At 63.7% G+C, this 17,659-nt stretch carries 17 protein-coding genes and 1 other RNA gene; 10 read left to right on the forward strand and 8 right to left on the reverse strand.

Going from position 1 to position 17,659, the window contains the following annotated elements; translation table 11 throughout:
* Positions 1-45 precede the first annotated feature (45 nt).
* The 4 genes from F1609_RS02800 to F1609_RS02815 form a co-directional block, all read right to left on the reverse strand.
* Positions 46-843: an ABC transporter ATP-binding protein gene (locus tag F1609_RS02800; protein ID WP_167074397.1), complete on the reverse strand. Its 798-nt coding sequence runs from the start codon at positions 841-843 to the stop codon at positions 46-48.
* Position 844: 1 nt separating this feature from the next.
* Positions 845-1,666 carry an ABC transporter permease gene (locus F1609_RS02805; protein ID WP_167074399.1) on the reverse strand — a complete coding sequence of 274 codons (822 nt, stop codon included), beginning with the start codon at positions 1,664-1,666 and terminating at the stop codon, positions 845-847.
* 11 nt (positions 1,667-1,677) lie between these two features.
* A complete protein-coding gene (locus F1609_RS02810) occupies positions 1,678-2,646 on the reverse strand; it encodes an ABC transporter substrate-binding protein (protein ID WP_167074401.1) in 969 nt (322 codons plus the stop codon).
* A gap of 213 nt (positions 2,647-2,859) precedes the next feature.
* Entirely contained in the window at positions 2,860-4,422 is a 1,563-nt protein-coding gene (locus tag F1609_RS02815; RefSeq protein WP_167074403.1) for a POT-type proton-dependent oligopeptide transporter, read from the reverse strand.
* 344 nt (positions 4,423-4,766) lie between these two features.
* Here F1609_RS02815 and F1609_RS02820 point away from each other — a divergent pair, with 344 nt between their 5' ends.
* Together F1609_RS02820 and F1609_RS02825 are read left to right on the forward strand one after the other, a co-directional pair.
* A complete protein-coding gene (locus tag F1609_RS02820) occupies positions 4,767-6,410 on the forward strand; it encodes an alpha-amylase family glycosyl hydrolase (protein ID WP_167074405.1) in 1,644 nt (547 codons plus the stop codon).
* Positions 6,407-8,251 (forward strand): glucokinase, encoded by a 1,845-nt coding sequence (locus F1609_RS02825; RefSeq protein ID WP_167074407.1) that lies wholly within the window; start codon positions 6,407-6,409, stop codon positions 8,249-8,251. The genes F1609_RS02820 and F1609_RS02825 overlap by 4 nt, the downstream gene beginning before the upstream one ends.
* A gap of 21 nt (positions 8,252-8,272) precedes the next feature.
* On the opposite strand, the gene F1609_RS02830 is transcribed toward F1609_RS02825, so the two are convergent.
* Both F1609_RS02830 and F1609_RS02835 read right to left on the reverse strand, forming a co-directional pair.
* Positions 8,273-8,788 (reverse strand): hypothetical protein, encoded by a 516-nt coding sequence (locus tag F1609_RS02830; RefSeq protein ID WP_229421582.1) that lies wholly within the window; start codon positions 8,786-8,788, stop codon positions 8,273-8,275.
* 38 nt (positions 8,789-8,826) lie between these two features.
* The gene (locus F1609_RS02835) at positions 8,827-9,456 is read right to left on the reverse strand and encodes a 2-hydroxychromene-2-carboxylate isomerase (RefSeq protein ID WP_167074409.1); all 630 of its coding nucleotides are present in this window, start codon (positions 9,454-9,456) and stop codon (positions 8,827-8,829) included.
* 88 nt (positions 9,457-9,544) lie between these two features.
* On the opposite strand from F1609_RS02835, the gene F1609_RS02840 reads away from it, so the two are divergent.
* Positions 9,545-9,988, forward strand: coding sequence for an OmpA family protein (locus tag F1609_RS02840; RefSeq protein WP_229421583.1), 444 nt, complete (start codon positions 9,545-9,547; stop codon positions 9,986-9,988).
* A gap of 109 nt (positions 9,989-10,097) precedes the next feature.
* Here the strand turns inward: F1609_RS02840 and groL are convergent, their stop codons facing one another.
* Positions 10,098-11,744, reverse strand: a complete 1,647-nt coding sequence (gene groL / locus F1609_RS02845; protein ID WP_167074413.1) for a chaperonin GroEL — start codon at positions 11,742-11,744, stop codon at positions 10,098-10,100.
* Between the two features lie 77 nt (positions 11,745-11,821).
* A complete protein-coding gene (gene groES, locus F1609_RS02850; protein WP_099916332.1) occupies positions 11,822-12,112 on the reverse strand; it encodes a co-chaperone GroES in 291 nt (96 codons plus the stop codon).
* A gap of 375 nt (positions 12,113-12,487) precedes the next feature.
* Here groES and F1609_RS02855 point away from each other — a divergent pair, with 375 nt between their 5' ends.
* The 7 genes from F1609_RS02855 (at position 12,488) to F1609_RS02885 (ending at position 17,424) form a co-directional block, all read left to right on the forward strand.
* The gene (locus F1609_RS02855) at positions 12,488-12,754 is read left to right on the forward strand and encodes a cell division protein ZapB (RefSeq protein ID WP_167074415.1); all 267 of its coding nucleotides are present in this window, start codon (positions 12,488-12,490) and stop codon (positions 12,752-12,754) included.
* Positions 12,751-13,062: a cell division protein ZapA gene (locus F1609_RS02860; RefSeq protein WP_167074417.1), complete on the forward strand. Its 312-nt coding sequence runs from the start codon at positions 12,751-12,753 to the stop codon at positions 13,060-13,062. The genes F1609_RS02855 and F1609_RS02860 overlap by 4 nt, the downstream gene beginning before the upstream one ends.
* Positions 13,063-13,106: 44 nt before the next feature.
* Positions 13,107-13,287, forward strand: a non-coding RNA gene (gene ssrS, locus F1609_RS02865) — 6S RNA.
* Positions 13,288-13,376: 89 nt separating this feature from the next.
* Positions 13,377-13,841: an EVE domain-containing protein gene (locus F1609_RS02870; protein WP_167074419.1), complete on the forward strand. Its 465-nt coding sequence runs from the start codon at positions 13,377-13,379 to the stop codon at positions 13,839-13,841.
* Between the two features lie 63 nt (positions 13,842-13,904).
* Positions 13,905-16,412, forward strand: a complete 2,508-nt coding sequence (locus F1609_RS02875) for an ATP-binding protein (RefSeq protein WP_167074420.1) — start codon at positions 13,905-13,907, stop codon at positions 16,410-16,412.
* The gene (locus tag F1609_RS02880; RefSeq protein ID WP_167074421.1) at positions 16,409-16,798 is read left to right on the forward strand and encodes a response regulator; all 390 of its coding nucleotides are present in this window, start codon (positions 16,409-16,411) and stop codon (positions 16,796-16,798) included. Before F1609_RS02875 ends, F1609_RS02880 begins: the two co-directional genes overlap by 4 nt.
* Positions 16,795-17,424: an ANTAR domain-containing response regulator gene (locus F1609_RS02885; protein WP_167074422.1), complete on the forward strand. Its 630-nt coding sequence runs from the start codon at positions 16,795-16,797 to the stop codon at positions 17,422-17,424. Before F1609_RS02880 ends, F1609_RS02885 begins: the two co-directional genes overlap by 4 nt.
* Positions 17,425-17,659: the final 235 nt, after the last annotated feature.

Genomic DNA, 17,659 nt, shown 5'->3' on the forward strand with positions numbered 1-17,659 from the left:
CGCAATCCACGGTGAAGTGGCGTCGATTCTACTGCACGTATGCCCTTAATCGACAGCGGCCATCCGGATTTCGTCGTTGTGGTGGCGCTGCTGCTCTTCCATCACCAGCATCCCCAGCTCGCGCTTGAGTTCATTGAAGACGGCCGACGACGGATCGCGCATGCGCGGCAGGTCGACGATGATGTCGCGCTTGACGGTGCCGGGCCGGTAGGTCATGACGATGATGCGGTCGGCCAGGTAGATCGCCTCTTCGATGCTGTGGGTGACGAACACGATGGTTTTTTTCAGCTCGGCCCAGATGCGCAGCAGTTCGTCCTGCAGGTTGCGCCGGGTGAGCGCGTCGAGCGCGCCGAACGGTTCGTCCATGAGCATGATGGGCGAGTCGAGCGCCAGCACGCGCGCGATCGCCACGCGCTGGCGCATGCCGCCCGACAGATCCTTCGGAAAACGGTGGCGGAAGTCCGACAGCGAGAGCATCTCGAGCAGGGCGCCGACGCGCTTGTCGATCTCCGCCACTTGCATGCCCTTGATGCCGAGGCCGAACCCGATGTTTTTCTCGACCGTCATCCAGGGGAACAGCGCGTATTCCTGGAACACCATGCCGCGGTCCGGTCCGGGGCCGGTCACCAGCTTGCCATTGGCTTCGATGGTGCCGGTGGACGGCAGCGAGAAGCCGGCAATCGCATTGAGCAGGGTCGACTTGCCGCAGCCCGAAGGCCCCAGCAGGCAGACGAACTGGCCGTCCGGGATATGCAGGTTGATGTCGCGCAGGGCGGTCACTTCGCGCTCGCCCGCGTTGAAGATTTTGCTGACGTTCGCAACGTCGATGTGGGAAGAAGTCATCTCAGGTCTCCAGGCCGCGGTGCCAGCGCAGCAAATGGTTGTTCAGTTTATTCATGCCGATGTCAATCGCCAGGCCCAGGAGGCCAATGCTGATCATGCCGGCGACGATTTTGTCGGACCAGAAGTATTCGCGCGCTTCCAGGATGCGAAAACCCAGCCCGTTGTTCACCGCGATCATCTCGGAGACGATGACGACAATGAAGGCGGTACCGATCCCGATGCGCACGCCGGAGAGGATGTACGGCACGGCGGCCGGCAGCATCACGCGCAGGAACATGGTGCTCTGGCTGGCGCCGAGGTTGCGCGCTGCGCGGATGTAGATGCTGTCGACCTGGCGCACGCCGGCGATGGTATTCATCAGCACCGGGAAGAACGCGCCGATGGCGATCAGGAACACGGCCGGCGCATTGCCAAGGCCGAACCACAGGATCGCCAGCGGAATGTAGGCGATCGGCGGAATCGGGCGCAGCACCTGCATCAGGGGATTGAGCCAGTTGTACATGGTGCGGCTCGACCCCATGGCAAGGCCAAGCGGCAGGGCCAGGCCGGCGCCGATGACGAAACCGACCACCACGCGGTACATGCTGCCGGCGGTGTCGATCAGCAGTTCGCCGGAAAACATCCACGCCAGGCGCGAACCGGCGGCCGCATCAAAAGCGGTGAGCGGCAGGGCGTATTCGATCCACTTCTTCAGTACCGCCCAAGGCGAGGGCAGTACCTGCGGATTGATCAATCCGAGCATGGCGCCGGCCTGCCACAGGGCGATGATGACGACCGGCGCGACGAATCCAACGGCGCTGTCGCGCCACTTAGCTTGAGTCATGAGGCCCCCGCTTATTGAATCGACAGGGACTTCTTGGCCTGCTCCAGCAGGTCGGTCTTGACCCAGTCCTTGGCCACCGGCGGCACACGCATCTTGCCGGTGCCGGTTTTCGCCATCACGTCGGTGGTGGTCTGAATATGCTCGATGCTGATGTCGTAGGTGTAGGGCGAATTGGCGATCGCGTCCTCGAAATCGTCCTTGGTGATCTGGTTCTTGAACATCGACTCGCGCACGTATTTTTCGCCGGCGGCCTTGTTATCGATGAACAGCTTGGTGGCCTGGACGAAGCAGTTCATGAACTTGGCGGCGGTGGCGCGGTTCTCCTTGTAGAATTTTTCGCTCATGACCAGGGTGCGTACCGGCTCGCCGATCGGCGTGTCGTAGGGCTTCATCACTTCCATGCCGAAGCCCTTGTTGATCGCCTGCGACGATTGCGGCTCGCTTTGCATGATAGCGTCCAGGTTCTTGCCGAGCAGCGCCTGGTTCAGGTCCGCAAAGGCGAGGTAGATGACATGCACGTCCTTGCCGGCCGAATCGGACCAGGACAGGCCATGCTTGGCTAGCTGCGCGTACAGCAGCACTTCATGGATGCCGCCGCGCGTCACGCCGACCTTCTTGCCCTTGAGGTCCTTGACCGACTTGATGCCGCCGTCGGGGCGCGCGACCAGACGCGCGCCACCCTTGGCGAAACCGGCCACGATGTAGATCGGCGCACCGTTGGCGCGGCCCGAGATGGCCGCTTCCGATGCGGTGGCGCCCACATCGAGGTCGCCCGACAGGATCGCCTGCATCACGTCCGGGCCTTTGGCGAACATGTTTTCTTCGACCTTGATGCCGCACTTGGGCGCGATCTCCTTGATGTACGAGACGGCGCCGTAGTGGGCGAATTTGAGGTTGCCGAGCCTGACGACATTGTCGGCCGCCTGGGCGGACGCGGACAGGGCGGCAGCCGCCAGGACGAGGTGGTGGATGGTTTTCATGCGAGGGTCTCCGTTATGGTTTAACTACACCATGCTCATTGCATCTTTCGTGCCAGCGCCGCTGGCGCCGCGCGCAGGGGCACGGGAGCTGAAAGAAGGATGAAAACTGGCGGAAAACCGGAATCGGGGACCTGGCGGCGTGCGGAAATCCGCGCGCGCAGTGAAGGTGGGGCGGAGAAGCCGGCAGCTTCCCCGTCCCGGTACGGAAGGTATTTACGCCTTGGCCGGTGCGGCGTCGACGCGGTAGTTATCCATCATCTTGTAGCGCGTCGCATACCAGCCGAAGACGGCGGCGGCAGCGAACGCAAAGCCGGCGAAGAAGTACATCTGGAAGGCGATCACGCTAAAGCCGCTGGTGGCGATATGCGAGATCACGGCATCGTTCTTGATGCTGGCGTTGACGATCAGGACCCACAGGCTGCCCACGGTAATCGACAGGAACCAGAAGGCCATGAGCACGCCCTTCATCGACGGCGGCGACTGGCTATAGGCAAATTCGAGCCCGGTGGCCGCGACCAGCACTTCGCCGAAGGTCAGCAGCGCGTACGGCAGGACCTGCCACAACATCGAGGTCGGGGTGCCGCCATCCATCTGCACCTGCAACGTGCCGATCACGATCCACGACAGCGCCGAGAACACGATCCCGGTCGTCATGCGGCGCAGCGGCGTCGGCTCCACGCCCATTTTGCGCAGGGCCGGGTACAGCACCAGGTTGTTGAACGGGATCAGGATCATCACCAGCAGCGGATTCAAGGCCTGCATCTGCGCCGCCACGAAGGAGAATTCGCTGCCGAAGATAGTGAGGGTCGGCGCGACCATCGAATTGGCCTGCACGATCCAGGTCGACGCCTTCTGGTCGAACAGCGAGTGGAACGGCGTCACCAGCGCGAACACGATCAGGATGCGCAGCACGGCGCGCACGCCGTCGACCGCCACATCCGGATGCAGGCCGCGCGCGCGTTCGAGCTGCATCGAGGTGCCGATGCCCCCAAAAGCGAGCAGCAGGACCAGCGCGGTGCAGGCGGCGATCACGAAGCCCCATTGCAGCGACATGGCCAGCGAGGCGACCGCGCCGGCCACGCCGAACAGGGCGACCGCCAGGCCGGTGCGGGCCTGGCCCGGTTTGTGCGCCAGCAGGGCGCTGCGCGCCACGCGGGTAAACGAGTCCGGGTCCGGCGGGGCGGGCGGTACGTGGATGTACTTTTTGCGCCCGAGCCAGAACACGATGGTCGCCACGAACATCAGGATGCCCGGAATACCGAAGGCGATCGCCGGTCCGTGTTTGGCCAGGAAGTAAGGCATCAGCAGCGAGGCGAAGAAGGAGCCGAAGTTGATCATCCAGTAGAACACGTCGTACACGACTTTGGCCTTGTTCTTGTTGGTCTGGTCGAACTGGTCGCCCACGAACGAGGAGATCAGGGGCTTGATGCCGCCCGAACCGAGCGCGATCAAAAACAGGCCGAAGTAAAAGCCCTTGAGGCTGTCTTCGAAGATGGCCAGGCAGGCGTGGCCCGCGCAGTACACAAGACTGAGCCAGAAGATGGTGTCGTATTTACCGAAGAAGCGGTCGGCCAGCCAGCCGCCCAGCAGCGGGAAAAAGTAGACGCCGATGACGAAGGTGTGGAATATGTGCTTGGCTTCGCCGGCGCGGTCGGCGACCGGCATGAACAGCAGCAGGGTGCTGATCAAAAACGGGGTGAGGATGTTGCGCATCCCGTAAAAACTGAATCGCTCGCATCCTTCGGTGCCCACGATGTACGGAATCTGCCGGGGCATCGGCCCGTTTCCGCTTTCTTTATCCAACTGCGACATGGGTACTCCTGCTATTTAAACAGATGGGATGCTAAGCCCAAGGCCCGGGGCTGGCAATAGGTATATTCAGGATGGGCGCGGCAAGCCGCATCGCCACGGCGGCCGCCGGCGCCGGGGTGCGGGCAGGCTGGGACGCCGGCGATTGTCGGTGTAGTTTAACTACCATGACAATGGGAGAAATATCCGTAATGGGTAGCTAAGTGGTTGAAAAATAGGTGGTTTTCGGCTATTTCGAACATCCGCAGGCAAATTGTAAAATGGATTAAATTGATGTATATTATGTACAAAATCTAACCTGGGCGCCCATCATGAACAACGATATTTCGCTGCACTCCGAACAAAATACGCCATGGTGGCGCGAGGCCATCATTTATCAGGTTTATCCACGCAGTTTCCGTGATACGAACGGCGACGGAATCGGCGACCTGCCGGGCATCACCGAAAAACTCGACTACATCGCGCAGCTCGGCGCCGACATCGTCTGGATCTCGCCGTTCTTCACCTCGCCGATGAAGGACTTCGGCTACGACGTGGCCGATTACTGCGACGTCGATCCCATGTTCGGCACGCTCGCCGACTTCGACGCGCTGGTCGCCAAGGCCCACGGCCTGGGATTGAAGATCATGATCGACCAGGTGCTCTCGCACACGGCCGACATCCACCCGTGGTTTATCGAGAGCCGCCAGAGCCGCGACAATCCCAAGGCCGACTGGTACGTGTGGGCCGATCCGCTGGCGGACGGCAATCCGCCGAATAACTGGCTGTCGGTATTCGGTGGCTCGTCGTGGCAGTGGGACAGCCGGCGCAAGCAGTACTACCTGCATAACTTCCTGGTCAGCCAGCCGGACATGAACTTCCACCATCCGGAGGTGCAGCAGGCGCACCTGGACAACCTGCGTTTCTGGCTGGCGCGCGGCGTCGACGGCGTGCGCATGGACGCCTGCAATTTCCACTTCCACGACCCTGAACTGCGCAGCAATCCGGCCGCCACCAGCCGCGACACCTCCACCGTCACCGATGTCAACCCGTACGGCATGCAGGCGCACGTGTACGACAAGACCCGTCCCGAGAACATCGCCTTCCTGCAGAAGATCCGCGTGCTGCTCGACGAATTCGGCGCGGTCGCCATCGGCGAGGTGGGCGCGGACGATGCGCTCGGCGTCATGGCCGACTACACCGCCGACGGCGACAAGCTGCACATGGCGTACAGCTTCAACCTGCTCACGCCCGAATTTTCGGCCGCCCATGTGCGCCGCCAGGTGGAAGAATTCGAAGCGCGCGTCAAGGGCGGCTGGGCTTCCTGGTCGGTCGGGAACCACGACAGCATCCGCGTCATGACGCGCTGGGGCGGCGCCGCGCCGACCCACGCGCTGGCCAAGCTGGTGCTGGCGATGCAGCTCTCGCTCAAGGGCACGCCGTGCCTGTACCAGGGCGACGAACTGGCGCTGACCGAAGCGGATGTGCCGTTCGAACTGCTGCAGGACCCGTACGGCATCACCTTCTGGCCCGAGTTCAAGGGCCGCGACGGCTGCCGCACGCCGATTCCCTGGACCGCCGAACTGCCCAATGCCGGTTTTAGCACCGGTACCCCATGGCTGCCGGTGGCCGAAGAGCACATCGCCTCGGCCGCCAGCGCGCAGGAAACCGACACCGATTCCCCGCTCAATTTTGCGCGCCGCATCGTCGCCTGGCGCCGCCAGCAGCCGCAGCTCACGCGCGGCGACATCGTCTTCTTCGATGCGCCCGAACCGGTGCTGGCGCTGCGGCGCGATCTGGCGGGCCACCCGAGCGTGCTGGCGGTGTTCAACCTCGGCCCCGAGCCGGTCGCCTATGCGCTCGGCGAAGCGGAGGATGCGGTGCCGATGATCGGCCACGGCCTGCATGGCAGCATGGAAGAAGGCGTCGTGACCCTGCCGGCCTACGGCGCCTGGTTCGGTACCAAGAACGGATGAGCGAACTGCGCGACAGCGAAAAATCCGGCCGCACGGCCTTTGCCGACGGCCCGCGCCTGCTGGCCGACATCGGCGCCACGCATGCGCGCTTCGCGCTGCAGACCGCGCCGGGCGTGTTCCGCTCGGTGCGGGTGCTCAAGTGCGACGACTTCGAAGGCATCGTTGCGCTGCTGCGTTTCTACCTGGCCGACCATGCCGGCATGACCCTCAACCACGCCGCGCTGGCGCTGGCCAATCCGGTCAACGGCGACCAGGTGCGCATGACCAACCGCGACTGGGGGTTTTCCACCGATGCGGTGCGGCGCGAACTGGGGCTGCACACGCTCCTCATCGTCAACGACTTCACCGCGCTGGCGATGGCGCTGCCGGGCCTTAAGCCCGATGACCTGATGCAGGTCGGCCCCGGCAAGGCCGCCGCCAACGCGGTGATCGGCGTGCTCGGTCCGGGCACCGGCCTGGGGGTGTCGGGCGTGATTCCCACGCTCGATGGTTTTGTCACGCTCGGCAGCGAAGGAGGGCACGTCAATTTCGCACCGGCCGACGAGCGCGAATTTGCGATCCTGCAGTTCGCCTGGAAGGAGTGGCCGCACGTCTCGAATGAACGCCTGATCTCCGGCCCCGGCATGGAAATCATCTACCGCGCGCTGGCGCAGCGCAACGGCGTGGCCGGCGCGCCACGCAGCTCGCCCGAGATCATCGCCGCCGCGCTCGACGACCAGGACGCGCTGTGCCTGGAAGTGATCGAGTGCTTCTGCGGCATGCTGGGCGGGGCCGCGGCCAACCTGGCGGTGACCCTGGGCGCGTTCGGCGGCATCTTCATTGGCGGGGGCATCGTGCCGCGCATCGGCGCGCTGTTTGCCGCGTCGCCCTTTCGCAGCCGCTTCGAAGCCAAGGGGCGCTTCTCGACCTACCTGGCCGACATTCCCACCTACGTCATCAGCACGCCCAATCCGGCCTTCCACGGCGTGGCGACGATCCTGTCGGAGCACCTGCGCGGACGCAGCGGCGCCAATACCCTGATGGAGCGGGTCCAGCATTTGCAGCATGAACTCACCCCCGCCGAGCAGCGCGTGGCCAGCCTGGTGCTGGAGCAGCCGCGCCTGGTGCTGGGCGAGCCGATTGCCGACATCGCGCGCCTGGCCGAAGTCAGCCAGCCGACCGTGATCCGCTTCTGCCGCTCGCTCGGCTTCCTGGGCCTGGCCGACTTCAAGCTGCGCTTTGCCAGCAGCCTGACCGGCGCTATTCCCGTGCGCCACAGCCAGGTGCGCGGCGGCGACAGTACGCACGATGTCTCGGCCAAGGTGATCGACAATACCGTCTCGGCCATTCTCAAATTTCGCGACCAGCTCGACGTGCGCGCGCTCGACCGCGCCACCTTGCTGCTGACCCGCGCGCACCGGGTCGAGTTTTACGCGATGGGCAATTCGCGCGTGGTGGCGCTCGATGGCCAGCACAAGTTTTTCCGCTTCCGGATTCCGACCGCGTCGTATGGCGACTCGCACCTGTTTACCCTGGCGGCCGAATTGCTCAAGCCGGGCGACGTGGTCATTGCGATTTCGAACTCGGGGCGCTTGCCCGAGTTGTTGGCGGCGGTGGACGCGGCGCGCGCGGCCGGCGCCGACGTGATTGCGATGACCGGCAGCGGCACGCCGCTGGCCAAGAAGGCCACGGTGTGCCTGGCGGTCGATCATGCCGAGGACAGCACCAGCTTCCTGTCGATGATCTCGCGCATCATGCAGCTGCTGCTGATCGATATTCTGTCGGTCGGGATTTCGCTGGGCGCCGATGGCCAGGGCGATGCGGCCAGCGCGCACACGCAGATTTCGCACCTGGGCGGGTAGTCGCCCGCGTAAGGCGGGTGCTTACTGTGGCGGCGGGGCGGCTGCGGCCGGGGCGCTGCCGGCTGCTTTGGCGATGCGTTCGAGCGGGCGTTTTTCGGCGCGCCATTGGGCCAGGCTTAGCTGGCGGTCGTCGTTGGTGTCGTCGACCAGGATCTCGTCGCCGCTGGTGGCGACCAGGAAGGTTTCCCAGCGGTGCGCCGCCTCGTCGCTGTTTTCGACGAAAGACAGGCTCCAGTAGTGTTTGCCGCCGATCAGCTTGGTGCCTTCCTGCTCATCGTCGAGCACCGCGCCGCGCGCCTTGCCGCCCGAGGACTTGTCGATGTGCGCCGACCAGGCCTTGAGCTCCGGCAGCGCCATCAGGGCGTCGATCGCCTGCGCTTTGGTGCGCGCCGCCTGGGCCGCCTTGGGCGCGGCCGTGGCCTTTGGCGCAGCCGGCGCCAGGTTCTCTTCGTGATGGTTGTGGTACAGCGCGGCCCCGGCGGAGACAAAGGCGACCATGGCAAGCAACAGCACGAGTTTTTTCGACGATCCGGTCATGTTTATAGGCGGCAGAGCAGGTGGATGATGCGGCCATACTACGCCAAATCTATACGTGCGGCAACATGGCCAGCGGCCCACGCCACGGCATCCTCCAGCCGGTCATTTCCCCAGAACATGTCGTCGCCGGCGAAGAACATCGGCGCGCCGAACATGCCGCGTTGCACGGCTTGCTCGCCCTGGGCGCGCATGGCCAGTTTGTGCTGTTCGGTGTTGGCGGCGGCCAGCAGGGCGCTGGCATCGAGGCCGAGCGCGGCGAGCACGTCGCCGACCAGCTGCGGGTCGTCGATCTCGCGGTCGTCCACAAAGTTCGCTTGCATGATGCGCTGGCAGAAGGCGCCGATCCACGGTTCGGCGGCGCCCAGCAGGGCCACGCGCAAGGGCAGCAGCGCGCGCCGGGGAAAGGCGCTCGGCTGGGTCCATGGCAAGCCGTATTTATCGCACTGGCGCTGCATGTCGCGCCACACGTAGGCGCCTTTTTCCTTTTGCAGCACGAAGGGTGACGAGTTCCAGCCGAAGGCCTTGAAGACCGGTCCCAGCAAAAACGGCTTCCACAGTACGCGCACGCCGTGGGCGGCGGCCAGCGCCTCGATGCGCATGGTGGCGAGGTAACTGTAATTACTGCCGAAATCGAACCAGAATTCGAGTTGCGGATCATTGCTCGTCATGGAGTCTCCTTGCCTCGCACGGCCTGCTTGGTCATTATGCAATATTGGGATAAAGTTGCCCTACCAGCTTACATCGGAAGGTTCCGCCATGCGACACATTCTCACCGCGCTCTCGGTTTGCCTGGCGTGCGCGCTGCCGGGCGTGGTCCGTGCCGACCCGGCCAGGATCGTGTTCGCGACCGAGGTGTTTTTCGACAGCGGCAGCGCGCGCCTGTCGCTTGACGCGCTGTCGATCCTGGACCAGGTCGCAGGCAAGAGCCGCGAGCTTGGTCCCGAACTGATCATGGCCATCGGCCACACCGATGCGCTGCCCAGCGACGCCCGCGCCCAGACGCTGTCGGTGCAGCGCGCCGAGGCCGTCAAACGCTACCTGGCCAACAAGGGCGTCGAGCGCATCCGCATCTATACCGAAGGCAAGGCCAAGCGTATGCCGGTGGCCGATAACGACTCCCGCGAAGGGCGCGCCCGCAATAACCGGGTCGAGGTCCAGCTGGTGGCGCCAAAAAACGCCCCGGACGAAGCGCAACCGTAAGCGCCGGCGCCGGACGTAAAAAAGCCCGCAAGGCGCAAACCTTGCAGGCTTTTCAGGTGTCGCGTGACGCCGGAAGCGAAGCCGCTTCCGGCGCATGGCGGCGCAGCAATTACATCATGCCGTCCATACCGCCCATGCCGCCCATGCCACCCATGCCGCCCATGCCGCCAGCTGGCTTGTCTTCAGCCAGTTCGCAGACCATGGCGTCGGTGGTCAGCATCAGGCCAGCGATCGAGGCTGCGTTTTGCAGTGCCGAACGGGTGACTTTTGCTGGATCCAGAACACCCATTTCGACCATGTCGCCGTAGGTGCCGTTCGCTGCGTTGTAGCCGTAGTTGCCGGTGCCGGCCAAGACTGCTGCAACAACCACCGACGATTCTTCGCCAGCGTTTTGAACGATCATGCGCAGTGGCTCTTCCATGGCGCGCAGGACGATCTTGATGCCGGCGTCCTGGTCAGGATTGTCGCCTTTGACCGTGATGTTGGCACGTGCGCGCAGCAGGGCGACGCCGCCGCCAGGAACAATGCCTTCTTCCACGGCAGCGCGGGTTGCGTGCAGTGCATCTTCAACGCGGGCTTTCTTTTCTTTCATTTCGACTTCGGTGGCTGCGCCAACCTTGATCACTGCAACGCCGCCTGCCAGTTTGGCAACGCGCTCTTGCAGTTTTTCACGGTCGTAGTCGGAAGTCGCTTCTTCGATCTGCACGCGCACTTGCTTGACGCGCGCTTCGATCGCTTCCGCCTGGCCGGCACCGTCGATGATGATGGTGTTTTCCTTGCCCACTTCAACGCGCTTGGCCTGGCCGAGTTCTGCCAGGGTGACTTTTTCCAGGGTCAGGCCGACTTCTTCAGCAATGACCTGGCCGCCGGTCAGGACAGCGATGTCTTCCAGCATGGCTTTGCGGCGGTCGCCGAAGCCTGGCGCTTTGACTGCGCAGGTTTTCAGGATGCCGCGGATGTTGTTCACAACCAGGGTGGCCAGTGCTTCGCCTTCGATGTCTTCTGCGATGATCAGCAGTGGACGGCCGGCTTTGGCGACTTGTTCCAGGATCGGCAGCAGATCGCGGATGTTCGAGATCTTCTTGTCGCACAGCAGGACGAACGGGCTGTCCTGGATGGCAACTTGCTTGTCCGGGTTGTTGATGAAGTACGGCGACAGGTAGCCGCGGTCGAACTGCATGCCTTCGACGATGTCGAGTTCGTCGTTCAGCGATTTGCCGTCTTCCACGGTGATCACGCCTTCTTTGCCGACTTTTTCCATCGCTTCAGCGATACGCTCGCCAATCGAGTAGTCGGAGTTGGCCGAGATCGCGCCAACCTGGGCGATTTCTTTGGTGGTGGTGCATGGCTTGGCGATCTTGGCCAGCTCTTCGACGGTGGCAGCAACTGCCTTGTCGATGCCGCGCTTGAGATCCATTGGGTTCATGCCGGCGGCAACGAACTTCATGCCTTCGCGCACGATGGCTTGTGCCAGCACGGTCGCGGTGGTGGTGCCGTCGCCGGCGTTGTCGCTGGTGCGGGAAGCAACTTCCTTGACCATTTGCGCGCCCATGTTCATGAGCTTGTCTTTGAGTTCGATTTCCTTAGCAACCGACACACCGTCCTTGGTGACGGTCGGCGCGCCGAACGAGCGCTCGAGCACCACGTTGCGGCCTTTCGGGCCCAGGGTGACTTTGACTGCGTTGGCGAGGATATTGACGCCTTCAACCATTTTGGCGCGCGCTGCGTCGCCGAATACTACTTCTTTAGCTGCCATGTTGTTTTCTCCGTTGTGCGTAGATGTCTATCGCGTGGAATTCTTGATGAAAAGTCGTGCGCGGACTACCTGGGCAATTACTTGACCAGGACAGCCATGATGTCTTCTTCGCGCATGACCAGCAGCTCGTCGCCGTCGACCTTGACGGTCTGGCCGGAGTATTTGCCGAACAGGACGCGGTCGCCGACCTTGACTTCCAGCGCGCGTACTTTGCCGTCATCCTGGACTTTGCCGTTGCCGACAGCCAAGATTTCGCCTTGATCCGGTTTTTCAGCAGCTGCGTCAGGAATGATGAGGCCGGATGCGGTTTTGGTTTCCTGGTCGAGACGCTTGACGATGACGCGATCGTGCAATGGGCGAAGGTTCATGCAAAACTCCTTAATATTCAGTGGTTTAGTAGCTATTGGTCAGGACCGCCAAGGGCGTTCCCGGTGTTTCAACATGTCTCGCGGTGTTGCCGCGGAGACTAGAAAGAGTTGTTAGCACTCTCTACTAACGAGTGCTAATTATAGGGACGGTCAAGGTGTTTTTCAAGGCGTCCTGTTGACTATTTAACAGATGGGCTTGATCTGGCGCAAACTGCGGGCGTGCCGGAGGGGCTGATATTGGCGCCATCTCAAGGGCGCCGCGCGCCGCCTGTGCGCTGGCGCGAGCGCCGGCTTCTTACATCCCCTTACATCAATCGTCCACCCCTGTTGCTGATTCGGTTGACGGACTTTCGTCCGCACCCCTATAGTTACGGGATGATTTCTGAATTCATCGAACTATCCGAAAAAATCGACCGGCTTGCCGAGTTGACCCTCTCACTGCGCGCCGAGAATACTCAGTTGCGGCAATGGAATGCACAGGTGCGCCAGTCGAATGCGCAGCTGTTCGCCGAAAAGGAGGCCTGCATGGTGCGCCTGAATGAAGTGCAGCGCCGCGTCGAAGGCTTGCTGGCCCAGATGCCCGATCCGAACGGCGTCACGGTGGCCAGCGTGCCGGCCGCGCAGACCGAGGAGGCGCAATGATCCAGCTCAACGTGACGATCATGGGCAGTTCCTATCGCCTGGTCTGCAAGGAAGGCGAAGAACGCACCTTGCAGGAAGCCGTCAGTTATCTCGACGGCAAAATGTGCCATTTGCGCGATTCGGGCAAGGTCAAGGGAAATGACCGGATCGCCGTCATGGCCGCGCTCAATATGGCGGCCGAATTCCTGTCGGTGAAAACCCCGCAAGGACCGCTGGCCGAAATGACGATGTTGGAAGTCAAGCAGAAACTCGGCGAGATGCACACGGTGCTGGACAACGCCTTAACGCCGCAAGAAAATCTGTTCTGACTTTAATTTCGTTTGACATGACGCCACATAGGAGTAAACTCCGTCTCACCCTGCGGTGTTCGCGATTGCCATATATTCCTTGAACCATTTATGTGCACAGGTTGCGGAATTTTGTTTGATGGGAGTGAGCGTCGCTCGTTCGACGAACCCGAAATTGAACTAACTGCGACCGCCTTGAACCATGAGGTTCAGGATGCCGGTAAAGACGGCACATGCGGGGCTCTGATTTCACAAAGCGGTTGCAAGCATTCGGTGCGCAACCGTTTTTTTATGGGCGCGCGCTTTGCAGCGGAGCGGCGCATGGAGCAACTACCATGGCCTATTGGCTGATGAAGTCCGAACCGGACGAAGTAAGTATCGACGATGTGCTGGCCGCGCCGCAACAAACGGTGGCCTGGTTCGGGGTGCGCAATTACCAGGCGCGTAATTTCATGCGCGACGGCATGCGGCCCGGCGACCTGGCCCTGTTTTATCATTCCAGCTGCGCCGAGCCGGGCATCGCCGGCATCGTCGAAATATGCAGCGGCGCCTATCCGGACGCCAGCCAGTTCGATCCGGCCAGCCACTATGTCGATCCGAAGGCCACGCAGGAACAGCCGCGCTGGATCAGCGTGGATGTGCGCGCCGTGCGCAAGACTGCGCTGCTGAGCCTGAAACAGTTGCGCACCATTCCCGCCCTGGCCGGGATGCGCCTGCTGGCCAAGGGCAGCCGCCTGTCGGTCATGCCGGTCGAGCCGCACGAGTGGCGTACCATCGAGGCCTTGTTCGGCCAGCAATAGCGAACTGTACCTTATCGGCAACAGGATGTGCCGCGCAGGGTCCGCGGATGCTATGGTGTATTCATGCTCCCCCATACCAGCGAGCGTCCCCGCTACCGTCTCCGTGCCATCCATATCGCTCTGCTGTTTGGCGGTTTTCTGGTAGCCGCCATCCTTGGCTCGCTCGGCGCGTCCGGCTGGACAGCGCGCGAACAGACCGTCAACGAATGGCGCAAGCAACTGAGCAACCTGTCGCTGGTGCTGGCCGAACACATTGGCCAGCAGGTGACCTCGGCCTCGCTGGTGCTCGACAGCGTGGCCGAGTCGGTCAACAGCGCGGGGGTCGACAGCGAGGCCAGCCTGCGCGCGCACATGGGCAGCCAGGCCGTGTTCCTGAGCATGCGCGACAAGGCGCGCGGCCTGCCCCAGGTCGACGTGGTCACCATCGTCGCGGCCAATGGCGATGTGCTCAATTTCACCCGCTCCTGGCCCGCGCCCGTCATCAACCTGGCCGACCGCGATTATTTCCAGGCGCATGTGCGCAATCCGCGCCAGGGCGTGTTTTTCAGCAAGCCGGTGCGCAACAAGGGCAATGGCCAATGGACTTTTTACCTGAGCCGGCGCCTTGATGGCCCCAGGGGCGAATTGCTCGGCGTCGTGCTGGTCGGCTTTTCGTGCGCCTCGCTCAGCGACTTCTACAAGCGCATCACGCTCGGCGAGGGCGCCAGCATCTCGCTGTACCGGCGCGACTTTACCCTGCTGGCGCGCTGGCCCCATGTCGATGCACTGATGGGCCAGCTCAACCTGAGCGGCTCGACCTACCATGTGATCGAGCGAATGCACCAGAGCGCCGATGTGGTCCTGACCTCGGCGCCACGTTTTTCGCAAGACAAACAGGCCGTCACCCGTCTCGGCGCGCCGCGCCTGGTGGATAATTATCCGCTGATCGTCAATGTCACCATCACCGAAACGCTGATGCTGGCGCGCTGGCGCGAGTTCAATACCATCCGCATCCTGCTGGCCTCGCTCGGCAGCCTGGCGGTGGTGGGCGTCTCCATGGTGCTGCTGCGCCTGCTGCAGCGGCGCGAACGCGACCTGGCGCTGACCCGCCTTCTGATGGACAAGGCCGATGCCGCCAACCGCGCCAAGTCCGACTTCCTGGCCATGATGAGCCACGAAGTGCGCACCCCCTTGACCTCGATCATCGGCTTTGCCGAGCTGCTCGGCACGGCGGACGAGCCCGCGGTGCGCGGCGCAGCCGGCCAGGTGATCCTGCGCAACGGCCAGCATTTGCTGACCTTGATCAACGATATCCTCGATATCGCCAAGATCGAAGCCGGCCGGCTGGGGCTGGAGCAGGTGGCGTTTTCGCCGGTCCATGTCGTGGCCGAGCTCGACTCCATGATGGGCGCCCAGGCGCACAGCAAAGGCATCGGCTTCAGTGTGCGGGTGCGCTATCCGTTTCCGGCCCAGGTGGTGGGCGACCCGACGCGCTGGAAGCAGATCCTGTTCAATCTGTGCAGCAATGCCATCAAGTTCACCGAACTGGGCGGCGTGGAGCTGCACTTGTACTACGAGCAGGCCCAGGCGCGGCTGGTGTGCAAGGTGCTCGATAGCGGCATCGGCATGTCGCCCGAGCAGTGCGCGGCCTTGTTCGCGCCCTTCCAGCAAGCCGGCCTCGACACCGCGCGCAAATATGGCGGCACCGGGCTTGGCTTGTATCTGGTCAAGCAGCTGGCCACCCGCATGGGCGGCGCGGTCGAGGTCGCGAGCGCGCCGGGCCAGGGCTCCGCCTTCGAGGTCGGCATCCTGGCCTGCGTGCAGGCCGGCGCGCCCTGGCTGGAGCGGGCCGCGCCGGCGGCCCCGTCCACGCTGGCCGGCGCGGTGCAGCCGGCCTTGTGCGGGCGCGTGCTGCTGGCCGAGGATGGCCCGGACAATCGCGCCCTGATCGGCGCCTACCTGACCCGCCTGGGCGTCCACTGCGAGATGGCCGAGAACGGTGCGCGCGCGGTCGAGATGGCCCTGGCCGGCAACTTCGACCTGATCCTGATGGATATCCAGATGCCGCTCATGGACGGGGTGGCGGCCACCGAACTGCTGCGCGCGGCCGGCGTCCGCCTGCCGGTGGTGGCGCTGACCGCCAATATCATGACCGAAGACGTGGCGCGCTACCTGGCGGCGGGCTGCTCGCATTGCGTGGGCAAGCCCATCGATTTCACGGCGCTCGGCCTGCTGCTGGGCCAGTTGCTGCCGGCCGCGCCGGCGCCGCCGCCGGCCATATCGGCGGCCCAGCAGGCCGCCTTCGACGAGATCCGGGTCCATTTCGAAGCCGGCCTGCCGGCGCGCCTGGAGTGCATCGGTGTGCACCTGGCCGCCGGCGATGCGGACCAGGCCGCGGCGCTGGCGCATATGCTCAAGGGCAGCGCCGGCAGTTTCGGCTACCCGCGCGTGACCGGCCTGGCCGGCGCGCTCGAAGGTGCAGTGCGCGCTGGCGACGCTGCCTGCGCGGCCCGCTTGCTGGCACAATTGCAGCAGCTCGATGAAGTACGGCGCCTGCTGGTGCCGGCCGCCTCACAAGGAGACGATGAATGAATAAAGAAGCGCTGACGGTGATGATCGCCGACGATGACGGCACCATGCGCAGCTTGCTGGCGATGGTGCTCAAGGACCATGGCTACCGCGATTTCGTCTACGCCGCCGACGGCCAGCAGGCGGTCGAGCTGATCCGCACCGGCAGCGCCGCGCTCGGCCTGGCCTTCCTCGATATCGACATGCCCGGCTTTACCGGCCTTGAGGTGCTGGCGCTGGCTCGCCAGCTGCGCCCGGGTTGCGCCTGCATCATCGTCAGCGCCCACAGCGCGGTCGAGAACGTGATGGCGGCGATCCGTGGCGGCGCCGCCGGCTTCGTCGTCAAACCGTACTCGGCGCAGCGCATCGCCGAGGTCCTCCTTAAAATCGAACGCGAGAGCCTGTCATGACGCCAGCGGCCCCCGGCGCCGCCAGGCGCTCCCTGCTGCTGGTGGACGACGACGTCCTCACTCTCGGCATGCTCAACCGCGTGCTGACCCTGGGCGGCTACGAGGTGCGGGTCGCCACCAGCGGCGCCATGGCGCTCGAACTGCTGGCCAACGGCGCGCTCACGCCCGACCTGGCGCTGCTGGACGTGTCCATGCCCGGCATGTCCGGCCTGGAACTGGCGCAGCGCCTGCAGGCCGACAGCGCCATCGCGGTCATGTTCCTGTCGGCCGAGGATGACCAGGCCACCGTGCGCGCGGCCATCGACGGCGGCGCCGTCGGCTATCTGGTCAAGCCGATCGATATCACCCGCATCGTGCCCAGCGTGCAGGCGGGCCTGGCGCGGGCCGACGAATTGCGCCTGCTGCGCGGCAGCGAAAGCCGGCTCACGCAGGCGCTGGGGCAGGGTAGGGAAGTCGGCATGGCGGTCGGCATCCTGATGGAGCGCAACAAGACCGACCGCGAGACCGCGTTTCGGGTGCTGCGCGAACACGCCCGTTCGCACCAGAGAAAACTAGGCGATGTCGCCGTCGAGATCCTGCAGGCCACCGAGACCCTTAACCTGATCGGCGGGCGCGAGCGCAAATAAGCGACAGCCAGTATATTTTTTTTAAATTACATTGCCATGTGGAAATAATGGGGTTAAGCTTGTTCCTGTTCCCTCCGTTACGCCAGCGCCCGCGCTGATCTCCCCGCGACCCCTCCCCGTTGCGGGCAAGGTAACGGGCGCCTTTCCAGGCTGTCCCTTCCGGCAGCCGACGCAGCATCCCCGGCCCAGCTCCGCCGTTCGACGACCGTTCGTCCATCGTGCCAGCGCGCCATTT

The sequence above is a fragment of the Massilia aquatica genome (assembly GCF_011682045.1).
GTDB classification, from domain to species: domain Bacteria; phylum Pseudomonadota; class Gammaproteobacteria; order Burkholderiales; family Burkholderiaceae_D; genus Telluria_A; species Telluria_A aquatica.

Bases quoted from the DNA above. Each gene is read 5' to 3' on its own strand.
- F1609_RS02800 (WP_167074397.1), bottom strand. From the start codon at position 843: ATGACTTCTTCCCACATCGACGTTGCGAACGTCAGCAAAATCTTCAAC.
- F1609_RS02805 (WP_167074399.1), bottom strand. From the start codon at position 1,666: ATGACTCAAGCTAAGTGGCGCGACAGCGCCGTTGGATTCGTCGCGCCG.
- F1609_RS02810 (WP_167074401.1), bottom strand. From the start codon at position 2,646: ATGAAAACCATCCACCACCTCGTCCTGGCGGCTGCCGCCCTGTCCGCG.
- F1609_RS02815 (WP_167074403.1), bottom strand. From the start codon at position 4,422: ATGCCCCGGCAGATTCCGTACATCGTGGGCACCGAAGGATGCGAGCGA.
- F1609_RS02820 (WP_167074405.1), top strand. From the start codon at position 4,767: ATGAACAACGATATTTCGCTGCACTCCGAACAAAATACGCCATGGTGG.
- F1609_RS02825 (WP_167074407.1), top strand. From the start codon at position 6,407: ATGAGCGAACTGCGCGACAGCGAAAAATCCGGCCGCACGGCCTTTGCC.
- F1609_RS02830 (WP_229421582.1), bottom strand. From the start codon at position 8,788: ATGACCGGATCGTCGAAAAAACTCGTGCTGTTGCTTGCCATGGTCGCC.
- F1609_RS02835 (WP_167074409.1), bottom strand. From the start codon at position 9,456: ATGACGAGCAATGATCCGCAACTCGAATTCTGGTTCGATTTCGGCAGT.
- F1609_RS02840 (WP_229421583.1), top strand. From the start codon at position 9,545: ATGCGACACATTCTCACCGCGCTCTCGGTTTGCCTGGCGTGCGCGCTG.
- groL (WP_167074413.1), bottom strand. From the start codon at position 11,744: ATGGCAGCTAAAGAAGTAGTATTCGGCGACGCAGCGCGCGCCAAAATG.
- groES (WP_099916332.1), bottom strand. From the start codon at position 12,112: ATGAACCTTCGCCCATTGCACGATCGCGTCATCGTCAAGCGTCTCGAC.
- F1609_RS02855 (WP_167074415.1), top strand. From the start codon at position 12,488: ATGATTTCTGAATTCATCGAACTATCCGAAAAAATCGACCGGCTTGCC.
- F1609_RS02860 (WP_167074417.1), top strand. From the start codon at position 12,751: ATGATCCAGCTCAACGTGACGATCATGGGCAGTTCCTATCGCCTGGTC.
- F1609_RS02870 (WP_167074419.1), top strand. From the start codon at position 13,377: ATGGCCTATTGGCTGATGAAGTCCGAACCGGACGAAGTAAGTATCGAC.
- F1609_RS02875 (WP_167074420.1), top strand. From the start codon at position 13,905: ATGCTCCCCCATACCAGCGAGCGTCCCCGCTACCGTCTCCGTGCCATC.
- F1609_RS02880 (WP_167074421.1), top strand. From the start codon at position 16,409: ATGAATAAAGAAGCGCTGACGGTGATGATCGCCGACGATGACGGCACC.
- F1609_RS02885 (WP_167074422.1), top strand. From the start codon at position 16,795: ATGACGCCAGCGGCCCCCGGCGCCGCCAGGCGCTCCCTGCTGCTGGTG.